Below are 20,319 nucleotides of genomic sequence, written 5' to 3'. Positions count from 1 at the left end.
GCGGGGCCCGAGTCTCCTCCCGTTGGCCGGGGCGCGTCCGTAAAGTGGTCGACGTGCCAAGGATTCGAGCGGCCTCCGTGGCCGAGCACCGGTCGATGCAGCGAGCCGCCCTGCTGGACGCGGCACGGTCCCTGCTGTCCGAGGGCGGGACGGAGGCGCTGACCTTCCCGGCCCTCGCCGAACGGACGGGGCTGGCGCGGTCGTCCGTGTACGAGTACTTCCGGTCGCGGGCCGCCGTGGTCGAGGAGCTGTGCGAGGCCGACTTCCCGGTGTGGGCGGCCGAGGTGTCGGCGGCGATGGAGCGGGCGGAGACACCCGAGGGCAAGGTCGAGGCGTACGTGCGCCGGCAGTTGGCCCTGGTGGGGGACCGGCGGCACCGGGCCGTCGTGGCGTTCTCGGCGAGCGAGCTGGACGCGGGGGCGCGGGAGAAGATCCGGGCGGCGCACGGCGGGCTCGTCGCGATGATCGTCGGGGCGCTCGAGGAGATGGGGCACGCACAGCCCCGGCTGGCGGCCATGCTGCTCCAGGGCGTCGTGGACGCGGCGGTACGGCGGATCGAGCTCGGCGCGGCGGAGGACCCCGGGGCGATCACGGACGCCGCGGTGGGAATGGCGCTGCGGGGTGTGCGGGGCTGAGCCGCCCGGCGCGGTGCCGACCGCCTGTGGCTACGCCGGCTGTGCGGGCAGCGGGACGCCCAGCACCGGCAGCAGCCTCGACGGGCCCCTGCGCAGCAGCCACGGTGGGAGCAGGGACAGCGGGTCCAGATAGGTGCCGCCCCTGAGCAGGCCCCAGTGCAGGCAGCCGCCCGCGCAGTGGCCGCCCGTCGCCTCCGTGCTGCCGACCACCTCGCCCGCCGCCACCTCGTCCCCCGTCCGGACCGACGGCGTCACCGGCTCGTACGTCGTCCGCAGGCCGGTGCCGGTCAGCTCCACGGACACCACGCCCCGTCCCGCCACCCGTCCCGCGAAGGACACCCGGCCCGCCGCCACCGCCCGCACCGGAGCAGCGGCCGGGGCCGCCAGGTCCACGCCCCGGTGGCCGCGTCCGTACACCGTCGCCGGAGGTTCCCAGCCGCGTACCACCGCCGGGCGCGTGCCCACCGGCCAGGCGCGGCCGATCGCCGGCACCGGTTCCTGCGGGGCCGCAGGGGCCGGGGGAGCCGGGGCTTCGGCCCAGGCCAGGGACGTCAGGACGGTCACCGTCAGGGTCGCCGGCAGGAGCAGGCCCAGGCCCGCACGTCGTTGCGCTCGCATGGGGGAAACCGTCCCGCGTCCCCGCCGGGCGTGGCCGGGACGTGTGGACAACTCACCGGTTGTGGACAGCGGCGTCACCCGGTGCCCCGCCGGTCCCGTACACTTCTTGTGGCGATCCGGGTCACCGGGTCGACTTCGCACGCCCCGATACGAGGCGCGGCCGGCGACGGTCCGTTCGTATCAGCGCCCCTCGGTCCTCATGTGGCAACGGCGCGTCGCGGGCGTCAGGCGCGGGAGCCGTCCGGCATCCGCGGCACAACCGAGAAATTCAAGGAGATACGGCCATGGCCGTCGTCACGATGCGGGAGCTGCTGGAGAGCGGCGTCCACTTCGGTCACCAGACCCGTCGTTGGAACCCGAAGATGAAGCGCTTCATCTTCACCGAGCGCAACGGCATCTACATCATCGACCTGCTCCAGTCGCTGTCGTACATCGACCGCGCCTACGAGTTCGTCAAGGAGACCGTGGCCCACGGCGGCACGGTCATGTTCGTCGGCACGAAGAAGCAGGCGCAGGAGGCCATCGCCGAGCAGGCCACCCGCGTCGGCATGCCCTACGTCAACCAGCGCTGGCTGGGCGGCATGCTCACCAACTTCTCCACCGTCTACAAGCGTCTGCAGCGCCTGAAGGAGCTGGAGCAGATCGACTTCGAGGACGTCGCGTCCTCCGGTCTGACCAAGAAGGAGCTGCTGGTCCTCTCCCGCGAGAAGGCCAAGCTGGAGAAGACCCTCGGTGGTATCCGCGAGATGCAGAAGGTGCCCAGCGCCGTCTGGATCGTGGACACCAAGAAGGAGCACATCGCGGTCGGTGAGGCCCGCAAGCTCAACATCCCGGTCGTCGCCATCCTCGACACCAACTGCGACCCCGACGAGGTCGACTACAAGATCCCGGGCAACGACGACGCGATCCGCTCCGTCACCCTGCTCACCCGTGTGATCGCCGACGCCGTCGCCGAGGGCCTCATCTCCCGTTCCCGCGTCGCCACCGGCGACAAGGGCGAGAAGGCCGCCGGCGAGCCGCTCGCCGAGTGGGAGCGCGACCTGCTCGAGGGAGACAAGAAGGCCGAGTCCCAGGAGGAGGCCCCGGCCGCCGTCGAGACCCCCGCCGCCGAGGCTCCGGCTGCCGAGGCTCCGGCCGCGGAGGCCGCCGAGGCCGCCGAGACCGCCGAGGCCCCGGCCGCCGAGGGCGAGCAGGCCTGACCTCAGCGTTGACGGCGGGGGCGGTACTGCATCCGACAGCGCCTCCGGCGCGGTGAAGTCCGCCCCCGCCGTTCACCCGTAGGTCAGCACCGAGTCCGCGGTCCGCGTTACGCATGTGGATCGCAGACCGTGCAGATCTCCGATCTCCCAAGACTTCGAGCCCAAGACTTCGAGAAAGACTCACAGACTCATGGCGAACTACACCGCCGCCGACGTCAAGCAGCTCCGTGAGCTCACCGGCGCCGGCATGATGGACTGCAAGAAGGCGCTGGACGAGGCCGAGGGCAACGTCGAGAAGGCCGTCGAGGCGCTCCGTATCAAGGGCCAGAAGGGCGTCGCCAAGCGCGAGGGCCGCTCCGCCGAGAACGGCGCCGTGGTCTCCATCATCGCCGACGACAACTCCTCCGGTGTCCTGGTCGAGCTCAAGTGCGAGACCGACTTCGTCGCCAAGGGTGACAAGTTCCAGGCCGTCGCCACCGCGATCGCCGAGCACGTCGCCAAGACCTCCCCGGCCGACCTCGAGGCCCTGCTCGCCTCCGAGATCGAGGCCGGCAAGACCGTCCAGGCGTTCGTGGACGAGGCCAACGCCAACCTCGGCGAGAAGATCGTCCTGGACCGCTTCGCGCAGTTCTCCGACGGCTACGTCACCGCTTACATGCACCGCACGATGCCCGACCTGCCCCCGCAGATCGGTGTCCTCGTCGAGCTCGACAAGCCGAACGCCGAGGTCGCCAAGGGCGTCGCCCAGCACATCGCCGCCTTCGCGCCGAAGTACCTCTCCAAGGAGGACGTGCCGGCCGAGGTCGTCGAGTCCGAGCGCCGTATCGCCGAGGAGACCACCCGCGCCGAGGGCAAGCCCGAGGCCGCGATCGCCAAGATCGTCGAGGGTCGCCTGAACGGCTTCTTCAAGGACGCCACGCTGCTCGGCCAGCCGTACGCCCTGGACAACAAGAAGCCCGTCCAGAAGATCCTGGACGAGGCCGGTGTCACCCTGAAGCGCTTCACGCGCATCAAGGTCGGCATCTGAGTCCGTACCGTGATCGACGCGCGACCCACGGAGAAATCCTCGGGGAAATCTCGATAGGGTCGACAGCAGTCGTCCGCGCACACCGCCACACCCAGGCATGTGGCGGACGGCAGCAGATCTGACGAGGAGGCCATTGCCGCGCATGGGAGCGAAAAGCGAACCCAACCGGCAGTGGCCTTCTTCGCATGTGCACCACGTAACAGAGGCGGGATCCCGATGACCACCAAGGCCCAGAAGAGCGACGACGGCAAAGTACGCGGCCGGTTTCTGCTGAAGCTGTCCGGAGAGGCCTTCTCCGGTGGCGGAGGCCTGGGCGTCGACCCCGATGTGGTGCACAAGATCGCCCGCGAGATCGCGGCCGTCGTGCGCGACGGCGCCGAGATCGCGGTCGTCATCGGCGGCGGCAACTTCTTCCGCGGCGCCGAACTCCAGCAGCGCGGCATGGACCGCGCCCGCTCGGACTACATGGGCATGCTCGGCACGGTGATGAACTGCCTCGCCCTCCAGGACTTCCTGGAGAAGGAGGGCATCGACAGCCGGGTCCAGACCGCCATCACCATGGGCCAGGTCGCCGAGCCGTACATCCCGCTGCGCGCCGTGCGCCACCTGGAGAAGGGCCGCGTGGTCATCTTCGGCGCCGGTATGGGCATGCCGTACTTCTCCACCGACACCACCGCCGCCCAGCGCGCCCTGGAGATCGACGCCGAGGCGCTGCTCATGGGCAAGAACGGCGTGGACGGGGTCTACGACTCCGACCCCAAGACCAACCCTGACGCCGTGAAGTTCGACGCCCTCGGCTACGGCGAGGTCATCACCCGCGACCTCAAGGTCGCCGACGCCACCGCGATCACCCTGTGCCGTGACAACAAGCTGCCGATCCTCGTGTTCGAGCTGCTGGCCGAGGGGAATATCGCACGGGCCGTCAAGGGTGAGAAGATCGGCACGCTGGTGGGTGATCAGGGCAGCCGGGCCTGACCGGACCGCCCCGGGACCTGACCGAGGGATGGACAATGTCCTGCCGGTCGGGAACCGTGCAGGAAGAAGACGCGACGCAGCCGGCCGCCGCCGACAAGGAACCGCAGCCGGGCCTACTCAAGACACGCAGGAGCAAGTGGTGATCGAAGAGACCCTCCTCGAGGCCGAGGAGAAGATGGAGAAGGCCGTCGTGGTCGCCAAGGAGGACTTCGCCGCGATCCGCACCGGCCGTGCGCACCCGGCCATGTTCAACAAGATCGTGGCCGACTACTACGGCGCGCCGACGCCGATCAACCAGCTGGCTTCGTTCTCCGTGCCGGAGCCGCGCATGGCGGTCGTGACCCCGTTCGACAAGAGCGCGCTGCGCAACATCGAGCAGGCGATCCGCGACTCCGACCTGGGCGTCAACCCGAGCAACGACGGCAACATCATCCGCGTGGTGTTCCCCGAGCTCACCGAGGAGCGCCGCCGCGACTACATCAAGGTCGCCAAGGGCAAGGCCGAGGACGCCAAGGTGTCCATCCGCTCCGTCCGCCGCAAGGCCAAGGACGCCATCGACAAGCTGATCAAGGACGGCGAGGTCGGCGAGGACGAGGGCCGCCGTGCGGAGAAGGAACTCGACGACACCACCGCCAAGTACGTCGCCCAGGTGGACGAGCTCCTCAAGCACAAGGAAGCGGAGCTGCTCGAGGTCTGATGAACGACTCTTCCTGGGGCGCTCCGCCACGAGCCGGGTCACAGGCCGGGTACTGGGGGCCCACTGACCAGGGACCGGTCCAGGGGCTCGCCCCGGCGGGTCCCGCGTACGATGCGCATGACGTGCAGCAGACTCGCCCCATGCCGGCCGTGCCCGACGGCCCCGCTCATGGCGGAGACCAGGACGACCGGGGGGCCGCTCGGCTGAGCGGCCCCTTGTTCCGCGACGAGCCACCGCAGGCCCGCTCCTCCGGGCCGTACGACATACCGCGGACGTCGCCCGACGGGGCGGCCCCGCAGAATCCGGAGCCCATGCCCGACGCCTCGCAGCCGGCACCCGCGCCGCAGAAGAAGAGTGCGGGCCGGGACCTGAGCGCGGCCATAGGGGTCGGCGTCGGGCTCGGCGTGGTGATCGTCGCGTCCTTGTTCATCGTCAAGGCCGTGTTCGTCGGTGTCGTAGCGGTCGCCGTCGTCGTGGGCCTGTGGGAACTGACCAGCCGGCTCCAGGAGCGCAAAGGCATCAAGGCGCCCCTCGTCCCGCTGGCGGTCGGCGGTGCGGCGATGGTGGTCGCCGGGTACGTCCGGGGCGCCGAGGGCGCCTGGGTGGCGACGGCGCTGACCGCGCTGGCGGCACTGGTCTGGCGGATGACCGAACCACCGGAGGGTTACCTCAAGGACGTCACGGCGGGCGTCTTCGCCGCCTTCTACGTCCCGTTCCTGGCCACGTTCGTCGCGATGATGCTCACCGCCGACGACGGTCCGTGGCGCGTGCTGACCTTCCTCCTGCTGACGGTGGTCAGCGACACCGGCGCGTACGCCGTCGGCTGGCGCTTCGGCAAGCACCGGCTCGCCCCGCGGATCAGCCCCGGCAAGACCCGCGAGGGCCTGCTCGGCGCGGTGCTGTTCGCCATGGTCGCGGGCGCGCTGTGCATGCAGTTCCTGATCGACGGCGGCGCCTGGTGGCAGGGCCTTGTGCTCGGCCTCGCCGTCGCGGCCAGCGCCACCCTCGGCGACCTCGGCGAGTCCATGATCAAGCGTGACCTGGGTATCAAGGACATGGGCACGCTGCTGCCCGGTCACGGCGGCATCATGGACCGGCTGGACTCGCTGCTGCCGACGGCACCGGTGGTGTGGCTGCTGCTGGTGCTGTTCGTCGGCGGCGGCTGAGAGGCGTACGACGCGGGGCCCGCCGCCACAGCGTGGCGGGCCCTCTCCTTGTCCAGTCGCCGTCCTCGCCCCGGCCGGCCGCGGCGGTCCCGCGGGCATCCGCCCGCTCGCCCGCGTGGGCCTCGGCGGGGACACGGGCGGGGACACGCCGGACGGCCACCATGGCGACGTCGTCGCTGAGCCGGGGCCCGCCCACGTACGCGCGCAGGTCGGCGCGGACGGTGTCCAGCAGCTCCTGGGGCGACAGACCCGTCCAGCTCCTGACCCGTTCGGCGAGCGGGTAGAAGTCGCCGGACGCGTTCCGGGCCTCGGTCACGCCGTCCGTGTAGAGCAGCAGGGTGGCCCCGGGCGGGACGTCGGCCGTGTCCACGACCACCTGGCCGCCGTTGAGCTCCTCCAGGCCCAGCGGTGGCACCGGCACCGTGGGCTCCAGAGAGGTGACGGTCCCGTCCTCGAGGAGCAGCAGCGGCGGCGGGTGCCCCAGGTTCGCCAGCCGCACGGGGCCGTCCTCGGGCAGGTCCAGCAGGACCGCCGTGGCGAACGACTCCTCGCCGTACTGGCTGCCCGAGCAGGATCCCGTGCGCGCGACGGCGGAAAGGTCCCGGATCTCCTCACCGAACGCCGCGCTCAGTTCGCGTACCATTTCTGTCAGCGGACTCCGGTGCCGGGCCGACCGGCGGAAGCTGTTCAGCACGCAGCTGACCATCTCCAGCGAGGCCAGTCCCTTGCCCTGGACGTCACCGAGCAGGACGTGCGTGCGCTCACCGTGGTGTGCGACCGCGTAGAGGTCCCCGCCGATGGCGGCCTCCTCGTCCGCCGCCTGGTACAGCGACGCCACCTCGAAGGAGCCGACCCGCTCCGGCAGCGGATGCAGCAGCACCCGCTGGGTGACCTCGGCCACCCAGCGGGACCTGGCCAGCTGGCGCTCCTTGCGCGTCCGCGCGGCGCTCGCCGCCAGGGCGGCCAAACTGATCAGCGTGATGGTGCCGAGCTGCGCGGGGAAGTTGTCGGTGCCGAGCTGCTGGTTCGCCACGGAGGCCAGTACCACACAGGGAAGCGTCACGACGATCACCAGCAGCACACCGGCCGGGGCGCAGAAGACTGCCGCGAGCGCGGGCGCCGACACCATCATCGGAGCCATCCGGATGCCCGACGGCGTCGCCACGTCCACCCCCAGCAGCAGTACCGGGAGCAGCGCCACCGCCACCGTCAGCAGCAGGGGGTGACGGGACAGGGCGACGACACGCTCGCCGTTGACATCGTGCACTCCGGCCACCTCCAGCCGTACGCCCCCGGTTCCCCGTGCCTCGGCCCTCCCAGGGAAGCGGGCCCGGCGCCGCGTCACTAGGGCCGATCGGTCCACCGGCGAGCAAATTATCGGAATACTTTCCTTTTCGGAACCCATCGGGTGTTCGGATGCGCGCCGGCCGAGTCCTCGGAGCCCCGGCCGGCCGGGACCGTCACCTGGCGGAGCGTGCCGCGGTGCCGGGCTGCTGAACGCCCGGCCGGAGCGGCGGGAGGGGTGCGCCGGCGGAGGTTCCCGCCGGACCGCTCCCGCTCTCGTATCCCAGGGCGCGGGACAGTTCCAGGGCGCAGCGGGCGGTGAGCCGTCCGGCCGCGTCGAGCCGCTGCCCCATCCTTCCCTTGGGCGCGCCCATGTTGATCGCCGCGATCACGCGGCCGCCGTGGTCGCGGACCGGTGCGGACACGCCGACCAGTCCGGCCTCGAACTCCTCGTCGGCCATGGCGTAGCCGCAGGAGCGGATGGCCTGGATCTCCTCCAGCAGGTCGTCGATGGTGCGGATGCGCTGGCTGGCGGGCATGCCGGCGAACTGCTCCTCGGGGAACCACGCGCGCAGCACCGGTTCCTCCCAGTCCGACACCAGGACCCGGCCGGCCGAGGTGTGCAGGGCCGGGACCATGACCCCTTCCCACCCCAGACTGCGGAAGGCGTTCGGTGACGACTCGCTGACCAGGGTCAGGACGCCGTTGCCGCGCAGCACGCAGAGATGGACGGTCTCGTGCAGCTGCGCGACGAGCCGGCGGAGGAAGGACGCGGAGACATATGCCAGCCTGGCCTCGCCGGTACGGGCGGCCAGTGCGTAGAGTCGCCAGCCGAGCCGGTAGGCCTGGGTGTCGGGATCCCGGTCCACGAGACCCTCCTCCGAGAGGCTCGCCAGGGCCCGGGAGACCTGGCTCTTCTCGCGCCCGGCCAGCTCCGCGATCCGGGTCACCCCGAGGCCGCCGCGGGTGCGGGCCTCCCGACCTGCGAGGACTTCAAGAAGATCGGTGTCTCGGCGTAGCCCTGACGTCGGTCGTGCCACGGCAAACCTCCTCGTGTTGCATTCTCGGCAACAGCAGTTGTCCTCCATGTTACGCACGCCTACCGTTCAGCACACCGATCGGCGCCCGCCACCGAGGCGCCCGGGTCCGGAGGGAAGATGGACCGGTTTGTCGAGTACGTCGGAAGGCACACCGACGACCTGTGGCAGCAGGCACTGGAGCATGCCGCCGTGGTAGGTACGGCGATCGCCATCGCCACCGTGATCGGTGTCGCCCTCGGCGTCGCCACCTGGGACCGGCCCGCGGCTCGTACCGCCGCCGTCGCGACGACGGGGACCTTCCTCACCATCCCCAGCTTCGCGCTGCTCGGCCTGCTCATCCCGCTGCTGGGGCTCGGCTGGACGCCGACCGTGGTCGCCCTCGTCGTCTACGCGCTGCTGCCGATCACCCGTAACACCATCGTCGGCCTGAACGAGGTCAGCCCGGCGATCCTGGAAGCGGCGCGGGGCACCGGGATGGGTCCCCTGCGCACGCTGTTCGGCATCCAGTTGCCGCTGGCCTGGCCGGTGATCCTCACCGGTGTGCGGGTGTCCACCCAGCTCACCGTCGGTATCGCGGCCATCGCGGCCTATGTCGCGGGGCCCGGCCTGGGCAACGAGATCTTCGACGGTCTCTCGCGCCTGGGTTCGAAGAATGCTATCAACCAGGCACTCGCCGGCACGCTCGGCGTCGCGATCCTAGCACTCTTGTTCGACCTGTTCTTCTTCGCCGTCCGGCGACTCACCACCCCGAGGGGGCTCCGTGTCTGACCACGTCTCGCCGACCGCAACACTTGCGGTGACGGCCGGCTCCGGCGAGGACACCGCCGCACGGCACGGCGCGCGGATCGAACTCACCGACGTCACCAAGATGTACCCGGGCCAGGAGGAACCCGCCGTGGAGTCCTTCTCCATGGTGATCCCGGCCGGGGAGCTCGTCTGCTTCGTCGGACCCTCCGGGTGCGGCAAGACGACCACCATGAAGATGGTCAACCGGCTGATCGAGCCGACCGGCGGCCGTATCACCATGGACGGCGAGGACCTGCTCTCCCTGGACCCGCACGACCTGCGCCGCCGCATCGGCTACGTGATCCAGCAGATCGGCCTCTTCCCGCACATGACCATCGCGGACAACGTGGGCCTGGTCCCCCGGATGCTCGGGTGGAACAAGCGGCGGATCGCCGAACGCGTCGACGAACTGCTGAACGTCGTCGGACTCGAACCCGGCCGCTTCGCCTCCCGCTATCCGCGCCAGCTCTCCGGCGGGCAGCAGCAGCGCGTCGGCGTCGCCCGCGCACTCGCCGCGGATCCTCCCGTCATGCTGATGGACGAGCCGTTCGGCGCCACCGACCCGATCACCCGGGAGCGGCTGCAGAACGAGTTCCTGGCGCTGCAGCGGCGGATGCGCAAGACGATCATCTTCGTCACCCACGACTTCGAGGAGGCACTGCGCCTGGGCGACCGGATCGCCGTGCTCGGCGAGCGGTCCCGGATCGTGCAGTACGACACCCCCGAACGCATCCTCGCCGCGCCCGCCGACGACTACGTCCGCTCCTTCGTCGGCGGACACGCCGCCATCAAGCGGCTGGGCCTGATCACGGCCGGCAGCCTCGAACTGCTGCCGGCCGGCTCCTCGCCGCTGCCTTCCGTCGCCGCCGACGCCACCCTGCGCGACGCGCTCGACGCGATCGTGGCGCACCGCGCACACCGGATCGCCGTGCTCGGCGCCGACGGCACCGTCCGCGGCGAGCTGGACCTCGACACCATCGCGCGGGCGGCGGAGACCGGGGGTGCACGGTGACCGCGGTCCCGGCCGAGGCCCCAGCCTCCTCCCGGTCGGGAGCGAGAACCCTGCGCCGCCTGCGCGGCAGCATCGGCACCCCGGTCGTCGTCGCGGTCGCCCTGCTGGCCGACTACTTCTGGGTGCACTCGCTCCAGCTCGACAGCATCGAACAGCGCACGCTCAACAGTGACTACCTGATCACCAAGACCACCGAGCACCTCAAGCTCACCGTGGTCGCCACCGTCCTGATCATGGTGATCGCCGTACCGCTGGGCATCCTCATCAGCCGCGTCCGCGCCCGCTGGATCCCGCCCCTGGTCCTGGGCCTGGCCAACATCGGGCAGGCCACTCCGGCCATCGGCGTGCTGGTGCTGCTGACCATCCTGTTCGGACCCGGTTTCGGCATCGCCATCACCAGCCTGGTCGCCTACTCGGCGCTGCCCGTCCTGCGCAACACCCTGATCGGCATCCAGCAGGTGGACCGCTCGCTGATCGAGGCGGCCCGCGGCATGGGCATGAAACCCACACAGATCCTGCTGCGCGTCGAACTCCCGCTCGCCGTCCCGGTGGTCCTGGCCGGGCTGCGCACCGCGCTGGTGTTCTGCGTGGGCGTCGCCACCCTCGCCACCTTCGTCAACGCCGGCGGACTCGGGGACATCATCGTCAACGGGATCAAGCTGGACCGCGACCCCGTGCTGATCACGGGAAGCGTCGTCACCGCCTCCATCGCGCTGCTCGTCGACTGGACCGGCGGCCTGGCCGAGAGGGTACTCAAGCCGAAGGGCGCCTGACCGGCGCCCACCGGCCCGCCTCCGGCCCTACCGCGCGGCCCTCACCCCTGCGGTGTCCACCGCCCCCCTCCCGTCCCGCCGCCCCCTCCCGTCCCCTCGCCGACCCGGCGTCACCGCACCGCCGGTCCCCGGCCCACGAGCGTCCCGTGTCCGCCGGCCTCGCCCTGCGCCGCGCCTGCCACCCGCACCGCAGGTCCCGGCCCGCGAGCCTCCCGCGCCCGCCCGCCTCCACCCCCCGCCTCTCCCCGCACCCGCACCACTCAGGAGTACCGCCATGTCTTCCCGCCGCACCCCGCTGGCCCTCGCCACATCCCTCGCCGCCGCCTCGCTCATGCTGACCGCCTGTGGCGGGGGCGATGACGTCAAGCCGACCTCGGGGTCGGGTACGGACCTCAAGGGCGCTTCGTTCACCGTCGGGTCCAAGGACTTCTCCGAGCAGATCATCCTCGGCCGGATGACCGTGGAGCTGCTGGAGGCGCACGGCGCCAAGGTCACCGACAAGACCAACATCAAGGGTTCGGCCAGCACCAGAAAGGCGCTGGAGTCCGGTGACATCTCGATGTACTGGGAGTACACGGGGACCGGCTGGATCACCTACCTGAAGCACACCAAGCCGATCGCCGACCAGCGCCAGCAGTTCGAGAAGGTCGCCGCCGAGGACCTGGCGAAGAACGGCGTCGCCTGGATCGACCCGCCGGCCCCGCTCAACAACACCTACGCGTTCGCCGTCCGCAAGGACAAGGCCGCGGAGCTCGGGGTGAAGACCCTGTCCGACCTCGCCAAGGTGAGCAAGAGCAAGCCGAAGGAGGCCACGTTCTGCATCGAGAGCGAGTTCTCCACCCGTGACGACGGCTTCCCCGGGCTGGTGAAGGCCTACGGCATCAAGGCGCCCAAGGACAACGTCAAGATGCTCGACACCGGGCTGATCTACACCGAGACCGCCAAGGGCGACACCTGCAACTTCGGCGAGGTCTTCGCCACCGACGGCCGTATCCCGGCCAACAAGCTGGTGGTCCTGGAGGACGACAAGAAGTTCTTCCCCGTCTACCAGCCCGCGCTCACGCTCAAGCAGGAGACGCTGAAGAAGTACCCGGTCCTGAAGAAGATCTTCGAGCCGCTGGCCAAAAAGCTCACCACGACCGAGATGCAGAAGCTCAACGCGCTCGCGGACGTCGAGGGCGACGACCCGGAGGACATCGCCCACGACTGGCTGGTGGACAACGGCTTCGTGAAGTAGCCGCGACCGCTCCGAGCGTTCTCCCGGCACGGCCGTCCCGGGAGAACGCTCCCGGCACCCCGGCGCCAAAACCGCCCACCGGACGCTCACCGACAGCCGCCGGGACCGACCCCCGCGGATCACCCAAGTCGATCTGCGACACTGGTACGACCATGCCCAAGCCCGGAGAACTCACTTTCGTCGCCCCGCGCGGAGCCAAGAAGCCGCCGCGGCATCTCGCCGATCTCACGCCCGCCGAACGCAAGGAGGCGGTGGCGGAGATCGGGGAGAAGCCGTTCCGTGCCAAGCAGCTCTCGCAGCACTACTTCGCGCGGTACGCGCACGACCCCGAGCAGTGGACCGACATCCCCGCGGCGTCGCGCGCCAAGCTGCGGGAGGCGCTGCTGCCGGAGCTGATGACCGTGGTGCGGCACCTGTCGACCGACCAGGGCACCACCCGCAAGACCCTGTGGCGGCTGTTCGACGGGACGCTCGTGGAGTCGGTGCTGATGCGCTACCCGGACCGGGTGACGATGTGCATCAGCTCGCAGGCGGGCTGCGGGATGAACTGCCCGTTCTGCGCCACCGGGCAGGCGGGGCTGGACCGGAACCTGTCGACCGCCGAGATCGTGCACCAGATCGTGGACGGGATGCGGGCGCTCAGGGACGGAGAGGTGCCCGGGGGACCTGCCCGGCTGTCCAACATCGTCTTCATGGGGATGGGCGAGCCGCTGGCCAACTACAAGCGGGTCGTCGGTGCGGTCCGGGCGCTCACCGATCCCGAGCCGGACGGGCTCGGGCTGTCGCAGCGCGGCATCACCGTCTCCACCGTCGGGCTCGTCCCGGCGATCCACCGGTTCGCCGACGAGGGCTTCAAGTGCCGGCTCGCGATCTCGCTGCACGCGCCCGACGACGAGCTGCGCGACACCCTCGTACCCGTGAACACGCGCTGGAAGGTGCGTGAGGTGCTGGACGCCGGCTTCGAGTACAGCGCCAAGTCCGGCCGGCGGCTGTCCATCGAGTACGCGCTGATCCGGGACATCAACGACCAGGCCTGGCGCGGTGACCGGCTGGGCCGGCTGCTCAAGGGCAAGCCCGTGCACGTCAATCTGATTCCGCTGAACCCGACGCCGGGCTCCAAGTGGACCGCCTCGCGGCCGGCGGACGAGAAGGCGTTCGTGGAGGCCATCGCCGCCCACGGGGTGCCCGTCACCATCCGGGACACCCGGGGGCAGGAGATCGACGGAGCCTGTGGTCAGCTGGCGGCCACCGAGCGGTAGTCTGTGGGCGTCACGTACATCTTCATATTCCGACAGGGGAGCGCCACAGCGCTGAGAGTGCGGCAACCGGGCCGCAGACCCTCTGAACCTCGCCCAGGTCATTCTGGGTAGGAAGTTCGGTCATCACTCGAGCTGTTGCGCCCTGCCCGGGCCCCGCGGAATCCTCCGCGGGGCCCGGGCAGGGCCGCGTCTCTTCCTGGTCAACCCCAGGAGGAATCCAGTGCACAACAAGACCGTCGTGGCCGTGGCCGTCGGGCTCGGCTTCGTGGCGCTGCCCGCCCTGACGGGGTGCGGGGCGTCGGACAAAGGGAGTTCGGCGGACTCCACAACCGTCACGCTCGTCAGCCACGACTCGTGGGCCGTCTCCAAGAACGTGCTCAAGGACTTCGAGAAGCGGTCCGGGTACAAGGTGAGGGTCCTCACCGACGGCGACGCGGGCCAGGCCGTCAACAAGGCGATCCTGACCAAGGACAACCCGCAGGGCGACGTCTTCTTCGGCGTGGACAACACCCTGTTGTCGCGTGCGCTCGACAACGGGCTGTTCCAGCCGTACGAGCCCAAGGGCTCCGACCTGGTCCTGCCGCAGTACCGCGTCGACCAGGACAAGCACCGGGTCACGCCCATCGACACCGGCGACATCTGCGTCAACTACGACAAGGCCTACTTCAGCGAGCACAAGCTCTCCCCGCCGCAGTCCTTCGCCGACCTCGTCAAGCCCGAGTACAAGAACCTCCTCGTCACCGAGAACGCGGCCACCTCCTCGCCCGGTCTCGGCTTCCTGCTCGGCAGCGCCGCCCGGTACGGCGACAGCGGATGGCAGGGCTACTGGAAGAAGCTGAAGGCCAACGGCGTGAAGGTCGTCGACGGCTGGGAGCAGGCCTACTCCCAGGAGTTCTCCGGCTCCTCCGAGGGCAGGAAGGCCGGCGGGGACCGGCCGCTCGTGGTGTCGTACGCCTCCTCCCCGCCCGCCGAGGTGATCTACGCCAAGAAGCGGCCCAGCACCGCCCCGACCGGGGTGTCGTACGGCACCTGCTTCCGGCAGACCGAGTACGCGGGACTGCTGAGCAACGCGGGGAACACCAAGGGCGGCAAGGCGTTCCTCGACTTCCTGCTCACCGAGGAGTTCCAGGACGACATGCCGCTCAACATGTTCGTCTACCCGGTGCGCGAGGGCGCCCAGGTGCCGCCGGACTTCACGAAGTACGGCGCGCAGGCCAAGTCCCCCGAGACCATGACCGCCGAGAAGATCGCCGCCCGTCGCGACCAGTGGGTCAAGTCGTGGACGTCGCTCGTACTGAAGTAGGCGCGCCTGCCGCGGCGGCCGGGTCCGGGCGGGCGACCGCGGCGCGGCTCGGCCTGATGGCCCTGCCCGTCGCGTTCTTCGCGGTGTTCTTCGCCTGGCCCGTGGCCGCGATCGTCGCCCGCGGGCTGAAGGTGGACGGCGTCTGGCGGTTCGGGCGGATGGTGGACGTCGTCACCGAGCCGGACCTCCGTCACGTGCTGTGGTTCACCACCTGGCAGGCGCTGGCCTCCACCGCGCTCACCCTGCTGGCCGCGCTGCCCGCCGCCTACGCGTTCGCCCGTCTGGAGTTTCCGGGCAAGCAGGTGCTGCGGGCCGTCGTCACGGTTCCGTTCGTGCTGCCGACCGTCGTCGTCGGCACCGCCTTCCTCGCACTGCTCGGGCGCGGCGGGCTGCTGGACGAGCTGTGGGGTGTGCGGCTGGACACCACCGTGTGGGCGATCCTGCCGGCGCACGTCTTCTTCAACTACGCGATCGTCGTCCGGACGGTCGGCGGCCTGTGGGCGCAGCTCGACCCGCATCAGGAGGAGGCCGCCCGGATGCTGGGAGCCTCCGCGGCGCGCGCCTGGCGGAAGGTGACGCTGCCCGCCCTGGCACCCGCGGTGGCCGCCGCCGCGCTGATGGTGTTCCTGTTCACCTTCACCTCCTTCGGCGTGGTGCAGATCCTCGGCGGGCCCACCTTCTCCACCGTCGAAGTGGAGATCTACCGGCAGACGTCAGAGGTCTTCGACCTGTCCACGGCCGCCGTCCTCACCCTGGTGCAGTTCCTCGCGGTCGGTGTGATCCTCGCCGTGCACGCCTGGACGGTACGGCGGCGGGAGACCGCGCTGCGGCTGGTGGACGCCTCCGTGACCGCCCGCCGGCCGCGCGGCGCGGCGCAGTGGGCGCTGCTGGCCGGTGTCCTGGCCACCGTCGCCGTACTGCTGGTGCTGCCCCTCGCCGTGCTGGTGTCGCGCTCGCTGGACGCGCCCGGCTTCGGCTACTACCGGGCGCTGGCCCGTGAGGACGGCGGCATGTTCCTGGTGGCGCCGATCCACGCGATCACCAACTCGCTGCAGTACGCGGTCGCCGCCACCGCCGTCGCCCTGGCTGTCGGCGGCCTGGCCGCCGCCGCGCTCGCCCGCCGGGACGCGGGCCGAGTCCTGCGCGGCTTCGACGCTCTGCTGATGCTGCCGCTCGGCGTGTCCGCGGTGACCGTCGGCTTCGGGTTCCTCATCGCGCTCGACGAGCCGCCGCTGGATCTCCGGCAGTCCTGGATCCTGGTCCCGCTCGCGCAGGCGCTGGTCGGTGTGCCGTTCGTGGTACGGACCATGCTGCCCGTGCTGCGGGCCGTGGACGGGCGGCTGAGGGAGGCGGCGGCCGTGCTCGGGGCCTCGCCCTGGCGGGTGTGGCGGGAGGTCGACCTGCCGATGGTGCGGCGGGCGCTGCTGGTCGCGGCCGGGTTCGCCTTCGCGGTGTCGCTGGGGGAGTTCGGCGCGACGGTGTTCATCGCGCGGCCCGGCAACCCGACGCTGCCCGTCGCGGTGGCGCGGCTCCTCGGTCGGCCCGGCGATCTCAACTACGGTCAGGCGATGGCCCTTTCCACGATTCTGATGGTGGTGTGCGCGGTGGCCCTGCTGGTCCTGGAGCGGCTGCGCATCGACCGGACGGGAGAGTTCTGATGCTGCTGAGCCTCGATGCCGCGACCGTGCGCTTCGGCGGGCGGGCGGTGCTCGACGCCGTGGACCTGTCGGTCGCCGAACGCGAGATCGTGTGCGTGCTCGGGCCCAGCGGCAGCGGCAAGTCGACGCTGCTGAGGTCGGTGGCCGGGCTGCAACCGCTGGACTCCGGGCGGGTGGTGCTCGACGGACGGGACCAGAAGGGCGTGCCCGCGCACCGGCGCGGGGTGGGACTGATGTTCCAGGACCACCAGCTGTTCCCGCAGCGGGACGTGGGCGGCAACGTGGCCTTCGGGCTGCGGATGCACGGGGTGGCGAAGGACCGGCGGGAGGACCGGGTGCGGGAGCTGCTGGACCTGGTGGGGCTGCCGGACGCCGCCCGCCGGGCGGTCGCCGGGCTGTCCGGCGGTGAGCAGCAGCGCGTGGCGCTGGCCCGGGCGCTCGCTCCCCGGCCCCGGCTGCTGATGCTGGACGAGCCGCTCGGGCAGCTCGACCGGTCGCTGCGGGAGCGGCTGGTGGTGGAACTGCGGGAGCTTTTCGGCCGGTTGGGGACCACCGTGCTCGCCGTGACGCACGACCAGGGCGAGGCGTTCGCACTGGCCGACCGGGTGGTGGTGATGCGGGACGGGCGGATCGCCCAGTCCGGCACTCCGCTTCAGGTGTGGCAGCGGCCGGCCGACGCGTTCGTGGCCCGCTTCCTCGGCTTCGACAACGTGGTCGGCGCGACGGTCGCCGGGGAGGCCGCCCACACGCCGTGGGGGAGGCTGCCGGTGCTCGCGGGAGCGCCCCAGGGTGCCCGTACGGTGCTCGTCCGGCCCTCCGGGGTCCGGCTCGTCCCGGCCGGCGAGGGGCTGCGCTGCACGGTGACCGCCCGGACGTTCAAGGGGACGCATGTCGCCGTCCGTCTCCAGCCCGGGGACGCCCCGCGGCTCGAGGCGGCGTGCGCGCTGAGGGAGGCGCCCGAGGTCGGCGGGGAGGTCGGTGTGGAGTTCGACGCGGCCGAGATCGTCGTCCTCAAGGAGCGGCCGCCCGGGGACGGACGACCGCGGCCCGTCCCCGGGTCGCGGGGACGGGCCACGGTGGTGCACGAGGGGTGAGGCGTCAGCGGCCGCTGCCCGCCCCGCGCCGGCGCATGCCGTAGAACACCGCGCCGGCGCCGACGGCGACCAGGGCGGCCGCGATGCCGGCGATCACACCGGTGTTGGAGTTCGCACCGGTCTCGGCGAGGTTCGAGTCACCGGCCGCCGGGGACGGCGCGTTGCTCGAGGTGCCCTCCGGGGTGGTGCCCGTGCTGTCCGACGCCGACTCGGACGGCTCCGCGGACGGGGTCGCCGACTCGGCCGGGGTCGCCGACTCGGCCGGGGCCGAGGTGGAGTCCGACGGCTTCGAGGTCTCCGGGGCGGCCGTGGTGGGGGTCGCGGAGTCCTCGGTCCCGCAGGCCGTGGAGGGGGTGGTCAGGTTCGGGGTGATGTCCTCGTCGACCTGGTTGCCGGCCTTGACGTGGACGCGGTAGATCGCGTTGGGCTTCCAGTCCTCGGCGAAGGTGACCGTGGTGCCCTCACGGGAGCCCTTGATGTTCTGCTTGCCGATCTGCTTGACATCCGCACCGTTGTTCTCCAGGAAGACGGTGATGATGGCCGGGGTCTTGGTGGCGTCCTTGTCGGTGACGACGATGACGCCCTTGCTGCCGTCGCACGTGGCCTCGGCGGAGAACTCACTGATGTCGCAGGCGAGCGCGTTGCCCGCGACACCCAGCGCCAGCGCGACGGAAGCGGAGGCGACGCCCAGGACGCGCACGGAACGGCGTGCGTTGCGGCGGGTTTGGGGCACGTTTGTCCTTTACAGAGTGCATAACTGCGGGGGGTTGCGAGGGAGATGACACGACCACAAGGTGAGGCATCATCAACCCCGTGAGGCTCACAGGTCTATAAGCGCTCCGTAAGGAGTGTCAATGCGTGAGCGGATCGCCGGTGGCGACTTTACCATCTTATTAACCTGGGATACGTTTCAGTACCTCGGGCGCTTCCTCGATCCGGTCGACAAGGGCGATCCGGGCCTCCATCGGGCGCTCCCGTGCGAGCGCCCGCAACAGCGGCCACACCGGCAGCCGTTCCGTCCAGTGCGCCCGGTCCACGAGCACCATGGGCGTGGGCTCGCCCCGCGACTCGTAGTAGTTCGGGGTCGCGTTGTCGAAGACCTCCTGTACGGTCCCGGCGGCGCCCGGCAGGAACACCACGCCCGCGGTCGAGCGGGCCAGCAGACCGTCCTCACGGGTGGCGTTGGCGAAGTACTTCGCGATGTGCGCGGCGAAGGCGTTCGGCGGCTCGTGGCCGTAGAACCAGGTCGGGATGCCCACCGAGGCGCCACCGCCGGGCCAGCGGTCGCGGACCTCGAAGGCGGCGCGCGCCCAGTCGGAGACGGACGGCCGGAACGAGGGGGTCTTGGCGAGCAGTCGCAGCGCCTCCGTCAGCGCCCCGTCCTCGAACGGGGCGAGGTACGCGCCGAGGTTGGCCGCCTCCATGGCTCCCGGTCCGCCGCCGGTGGCCACCGTGAAACCGGCGCGCGTCAGCTCGCGGCCCAGGCGGGCGGCACCGGCGTACCCCGCCGTGCCGCGCTCCATCGCGTGACCGCCCATGACGCCCACCACCCGCGCCCCGGCGAGGAGTTCGTCGAGCGCGTCGGAGACGGCGTCGTCGTGGATCGCGCGCAGCATGGACGCGTGGATGTCCCCGTCGGACTTCGTCCGCTGGAACCAGGTGTACGCCCGCGCGTCCGGCGTCGCCTCGTATCCCTCGTCGAGGGACGCGAACAGTTCGTCGGGTGTGTAGACGAAACCCCGGTACGGGTCGACGGGCAGGCCCGGCACGGGCGGGAACACCAGTGCCCCGCAGGCCCGCACCCGGGCGGCGGCCTCGGGATCCATCGGGCAGCCGAGGAAGACGGCGTCCGAGGCGTCCACGGAGAGCAGGACGTCCGTACGGGCCGTCAGATCGACTGCCTGGACGCGAGACCGGGACAGCGTGCCGTGTTCGGCGACCACCTCGTCGAACTCGGCGAGCGACTCTATCTCGTGGTGGTGGGCGGCACGGTCGGTACGGGCGGGTGTCGGATGCACCCGCCCATGCTGGCACAGCCGTTGGCGCCCGGCCCGCGGCGGTCCGGCTCCGGCGGCTCAGCCCTGGACCGCCGCCGGGTCCATCCACATGATCTCCCAGGTGTGGCCGTCGAGGTCGTCGAAGGCCCGGCCGTACATGAAGCCGTGGTCCTGGGTCCGGCCGGTGTCCGTGCCGCCCGCCGCGACCGCCTTGTCCACCAGCTCGTCGACCTTCTCGCGGCTCTCGGCGCTCAGACAGACCAGCACCTCGCTGGTCCTGGTGGCGTCGGCGATCTCCTTGTCGGTGAAGGTCGCGTAGAACGGCTTGGTGAGGAGCATCGCCACGATGGTGTCGCTGATCACGACGGAGGCCGCGTTCTCGTCGCTGAACCGCGGGTTGATCGTGTAGCCCAGCTCCGTGAAGAACTTCTTCGAGGCGTCCAGGTCGTTCACGGGCAGGTTCACGAAGATCATCTGTTGGTACATGGCGGTCTCCCCACGGGGTGCGGTGCGTCGTTACGTCTGTCGGACCGGCGGCAGCCGGAGAACTCATCGGCGG

General features: G+C 70.9%; 20 protein-coding genes and 1 riboswitch. Of the genes, 14 read left to right on the top strand and 6 right to left on the bottom strand.

Annotated features, from left to right (window positions below; genetic code table 11):
* Positions 1-77 precede the first annotated feature (77 nt).
* The gene (locus ABZX30_RS05065; RefSeq protein ID WP_355929117.1) at positions 78-635 is read left to right on the top strand and encodes a helix-turn-helix domain-containing protein; all 558 of its coding nucleotides are present in this window, start codon (positions 78-80) and stop codon (positions 633-635) included.
* A 30-nt stretch (positions 636-665) separates the two neighbouring features.
* Here the strand turns inward: ABZX30_RS05065 and ABZX30_RS05060 are convergent, their stop codons facing one another.
* The gene (locus ABZX30_RS05060) at positions 666-1,253 is read right to left on the bottom strand and encodes a peptidoglycan DD-metalloendopeptidase family protein (RefSeq protein ID WP_355928974.1); all 588 of its coding nucleotides are present in this window, start codon (positions 1,251-1,253) and stop codon (positions 666-668) included.
* Positions 1,254-1,537: 284 nt separating this feature from the next.
* On the opposite strand from ABZX30_RS05060, the gene rpsB reads away from it, so the two are divergent.
* From rpsB to ABZX30_RS05035, 5 genes are all read left to right on the top strand, one after another.
* Positions 1,538-2,452 carry a 30S ribosomal protein S2 gene (gene rpsB, locus ABZX30_RS05055; RefSeq protein WP_355928972.1) on the top strand — a complete coding sequence of 305 codons (915 nt, stop codon included), beginning with the start codon at positions 1,538-1,540 and terminating at the stop codon, positions 2,450-2,452.
* Positions 2,453-2,642: 190 nt separating this feature from the next.
* Positions 2,643-3,479, top strand: a complete 837-nt coding sequence (tsf, locus tag ABZX30_RS05050; RefSeq protein ID WP_355928969.1) for a translation elongation factor Ts — start codon at positions 2,643-2,645, stop codon at positions 3,477-3,479.
* A gap of 216 nt (positions 3,480-3,695) precedes the next feature.
* Positions 3,696-4,454 carry a UMP kinase gene (pyrH, locus tag ABZX30_RS05045; RefSeq protein ID WP_067010707.1) on the top strand — a complete coding sequence of 253 codons (759 nt, stop codon included), beginning with the start codon at positions 3,696-3,698 and terminating at the stop codon, positions 4,452-4,454.
* Positions 4,455-4,593: 139 nt separating this feature from the next.
* Positions 4,594-5,151 carry a ribosome recycling factor gene (gene frr, locus ABZX30_RS05040; protein WP_067317050.1) on the top strand — a complete coding sequence of 186 codons (558 nt, stop codon included), beginning with the start codon at positions 4,594-4,596 and terminating at the stop codon, positions 5,149-5,151.
* A complete protein-coding gene (locus ABZX30_RS05035; RefSeq protein ID WP_355928965.1) occupies positions 5,151-6,317 on the top strand; it encodes a phosphatidate cytidylyltransferase in 1,167 nt (388 codons plus the stop codon). Before frr ends, ABZX30_RS05035 begins: the two co-directional genes overlap by 1 nt.
* Here the strand turns inward: ABZX30_RS05035 and ABZX30_RS05030 are convergent.
* Together ABZX30_RS05030 and ABZX30_RS05025 are read right to left on the bottom strand one after the other, a co-directional pair.
* Positions 6,238-7,584: a PP2C family protein-serine/threonine phosphatase gene (locus ABZX30_RS05030; RefSeq protein WP_355928962.1), complete on the bottom strand. Its 1,347-nt coding sequence runs from the start codon at positions 7,582-7,584 to the stop codon at positions 6,238-6,240. The genes ABZX30_RS05035 and ABZX30_RS05030 overlap by 80 nt on opposite strands.
* A 193-nt stretch (positions 7,585-7,777) precedes the next feature.
* Complete coding sequence (locus ABZX30_RS05025; protein ID WP_355928959.1) at positions 7,778-8,641, bottom strand: IclR family transcriptional regulator; 864 nt, start codon at positions 8,639-8,641, stop codon at positions 7,778-7,780.
* Positions 8,642-8,758: 117 nt separating this feature from the next.
* Here ABZX30_RS05025 and ABZX30_RS05020 point away from each other — a divergent pair, with 117 nt between their 5' ends.
* The 8 genes from ABZX30_RS05020 to ABZX30_RS04985 all read left to right on the top strand — a co-directional run bounded on the left by ABZX30_RS05020 (position 8,759) and on the right by ABZX30_RS04985 (position 17,763).
* Positions 8,759-9,409 carry an ABC transporter permease gene (locus tag ABZX30_RS05020; protein ID WP_355928957.1) on the top strand — a complete coding sequence of 217 codons (651 nt, stop codon included), beginning with the start codon at positions 8,759-8,761 and terminating at the stop codon, positions 9,407-9,409.
* Positions 9,410-9,509: 100 nt separating this feature from the next.
* Positions 9,510-10,439, top strand: a complete 930-nt coding sequence (locus ABZX30_RS05015) for an ABC transporter ATP-binding protein (RefSeq protein ID WP_355929114.1) — start codon at positions 9,510-9,512, stop codon at positions 10,437-10,439.
* On the top strand, positions 10,436-11,212 hold the full coding sequence (locus ABZX30_RS05010; RefSeq protein WP_355928954.1) for an ABC transporter permease: 777 nt from the start codon (positions 10,436-10,438) through the stop codon (positions 11,210-11,212). Before ABZX30_RS05015 ends, ABZX30_RS05010 begins: the two co-directional genes overlap by 4 nt.
* 274 nt (positions 11,213-11,486) lie before the next feature.
* Positions 11,487-12,449, top strand: a complete 963-nt coding sequence (locus tag ABZX30_RS05005) for a glycine betaine ABC transporter substrate-binding protein (RefSeq protein ID WP_355928951.1) — start codon at positions 11,487-11,489, stop codon at positions 12,447-12,449.
* A gap of 152 nt (positions 12,450-12,601) precedes the next feature.
* On the top strand, positions 12,602-13,708 hold the full coding sequence (gene rlmN, locus ABZX30_RS05000) for a 23S rRNA (adenine(2503)-C(2))-methyltransferase RlmN (protein ID WP_355928948.1): 1,107 nt from the start codon (positions 12,602-12,604) through the stop codon (positions 13,706-13,708).
* Positions 13,709-13,732: 24 nt separating this feature from the next.
* Positions 13,733-13,840: riboswitch (TPP riboswitch) on the top strand.
* 88 nt (positions 13,841-13,928) lie between these two features.
* The gene (locus ABZX30_RS04995; RefSeq protein ID WP_355928945.1) at positions 13,929-15,011 is read left to right on the top strand and encodes a thiamine ABC transporter substrate-binding protein; all 1,083 of its coding nucleotides are present in this window, start codon (positions 13,929-13,931) and stop codon (positions 15,009-15,011) included.
* Between the two features lie 56 nt (positions 15,012-15,067).
* Positions 15,068-16,669, top strand: a complete 1,602-nt coding sequence (locus ABZX30_RS04990) for an iron ABC transporter permease (RefSeq protein ID WP_355928942.1) — start codon at positions 15,068-15,070, stop codon at positions 16,667-16,669.
* A complete protein-coding gene (locus ABZX30_RS04985; protein WP_355928939.1) occupies positions 16,669-17,763 on the top strand; it encodes an ABC transporter ATP-binding protein in 1,095 nt (364 codons plus the stop codon). The genes ABZX30_RS04990 and ABZX30_RS04985 overlap by 1 nt, the downstream gene beginning before the upstream one ends.
* A 4-nt stretch (positions 17,764-17,767) precedes the next feature.
* Here the strand turns inward: ABZX30_RS04985 and ABZX30_RS04980 are convergent, their stop codons facing one another.
* The 3 genes from ABZX30_RS04980 to ABZX30_RS04970 all read right to left on the bottom strand — a co-directional run bounded on the left by ABZX30_RS04980 (position 17,768) and on the right by ABZX30_RS04970 (position 20,246).
* Positions 17,768-18,496 carry an LAETG motif-containing sortase-dependent surface protein gene (locus tag ABZX30_RS04980; protein ID WP_355928937.1) on the bottom strand — a complete coding sequence of 243 codons (729 nt, stop codon included), beginning with the start codon at positions 18,494-18,496 and terminating at the stop codon, positions 17,768-17,770.
* 160 nt (positions 18,497-18,656) lie between these two features.
* Positions 18,657-19,781: a Rossmann fold nucleotide-binding protein gene (locus ABZX30_RS04975; protein WP_355928936.1), complete on the bottom strand. Its 1,125-nt coding sequence runs from the start codon at positions 19,779-19,781 to the stop codon at positions 18,657-18,659.
* Between the two features lie 57 nt (positions 19,782-19,838).
* Positions 19,839-20,246 (bottom strand): VOC family protein, encoded by a 408-nt coding sequence (locus ABZX30_RS04970; RefSeq protein WP_355928934.1) that lies wholly within the window; start codon positions 20,244-20,246, stop codon positions 19,839-19,841.
* Positions 20,247-20,319 lie beyond the last annotated feature (73 nt).

Source organism: Streptomyces sp. NPDC004542 (assembly GCF_040610035.1).
Taxonomy (GTDB): domain Bacteria; phylum Actinomycetota; class Actinomycetes; order Streptomycetales; family Streptomycetaceae; genus Streptomyces.
Note: the sequence above shows the minus strand (reverse complement) of the source record. Positions and strands in the feature narration are given on the sequence as shown.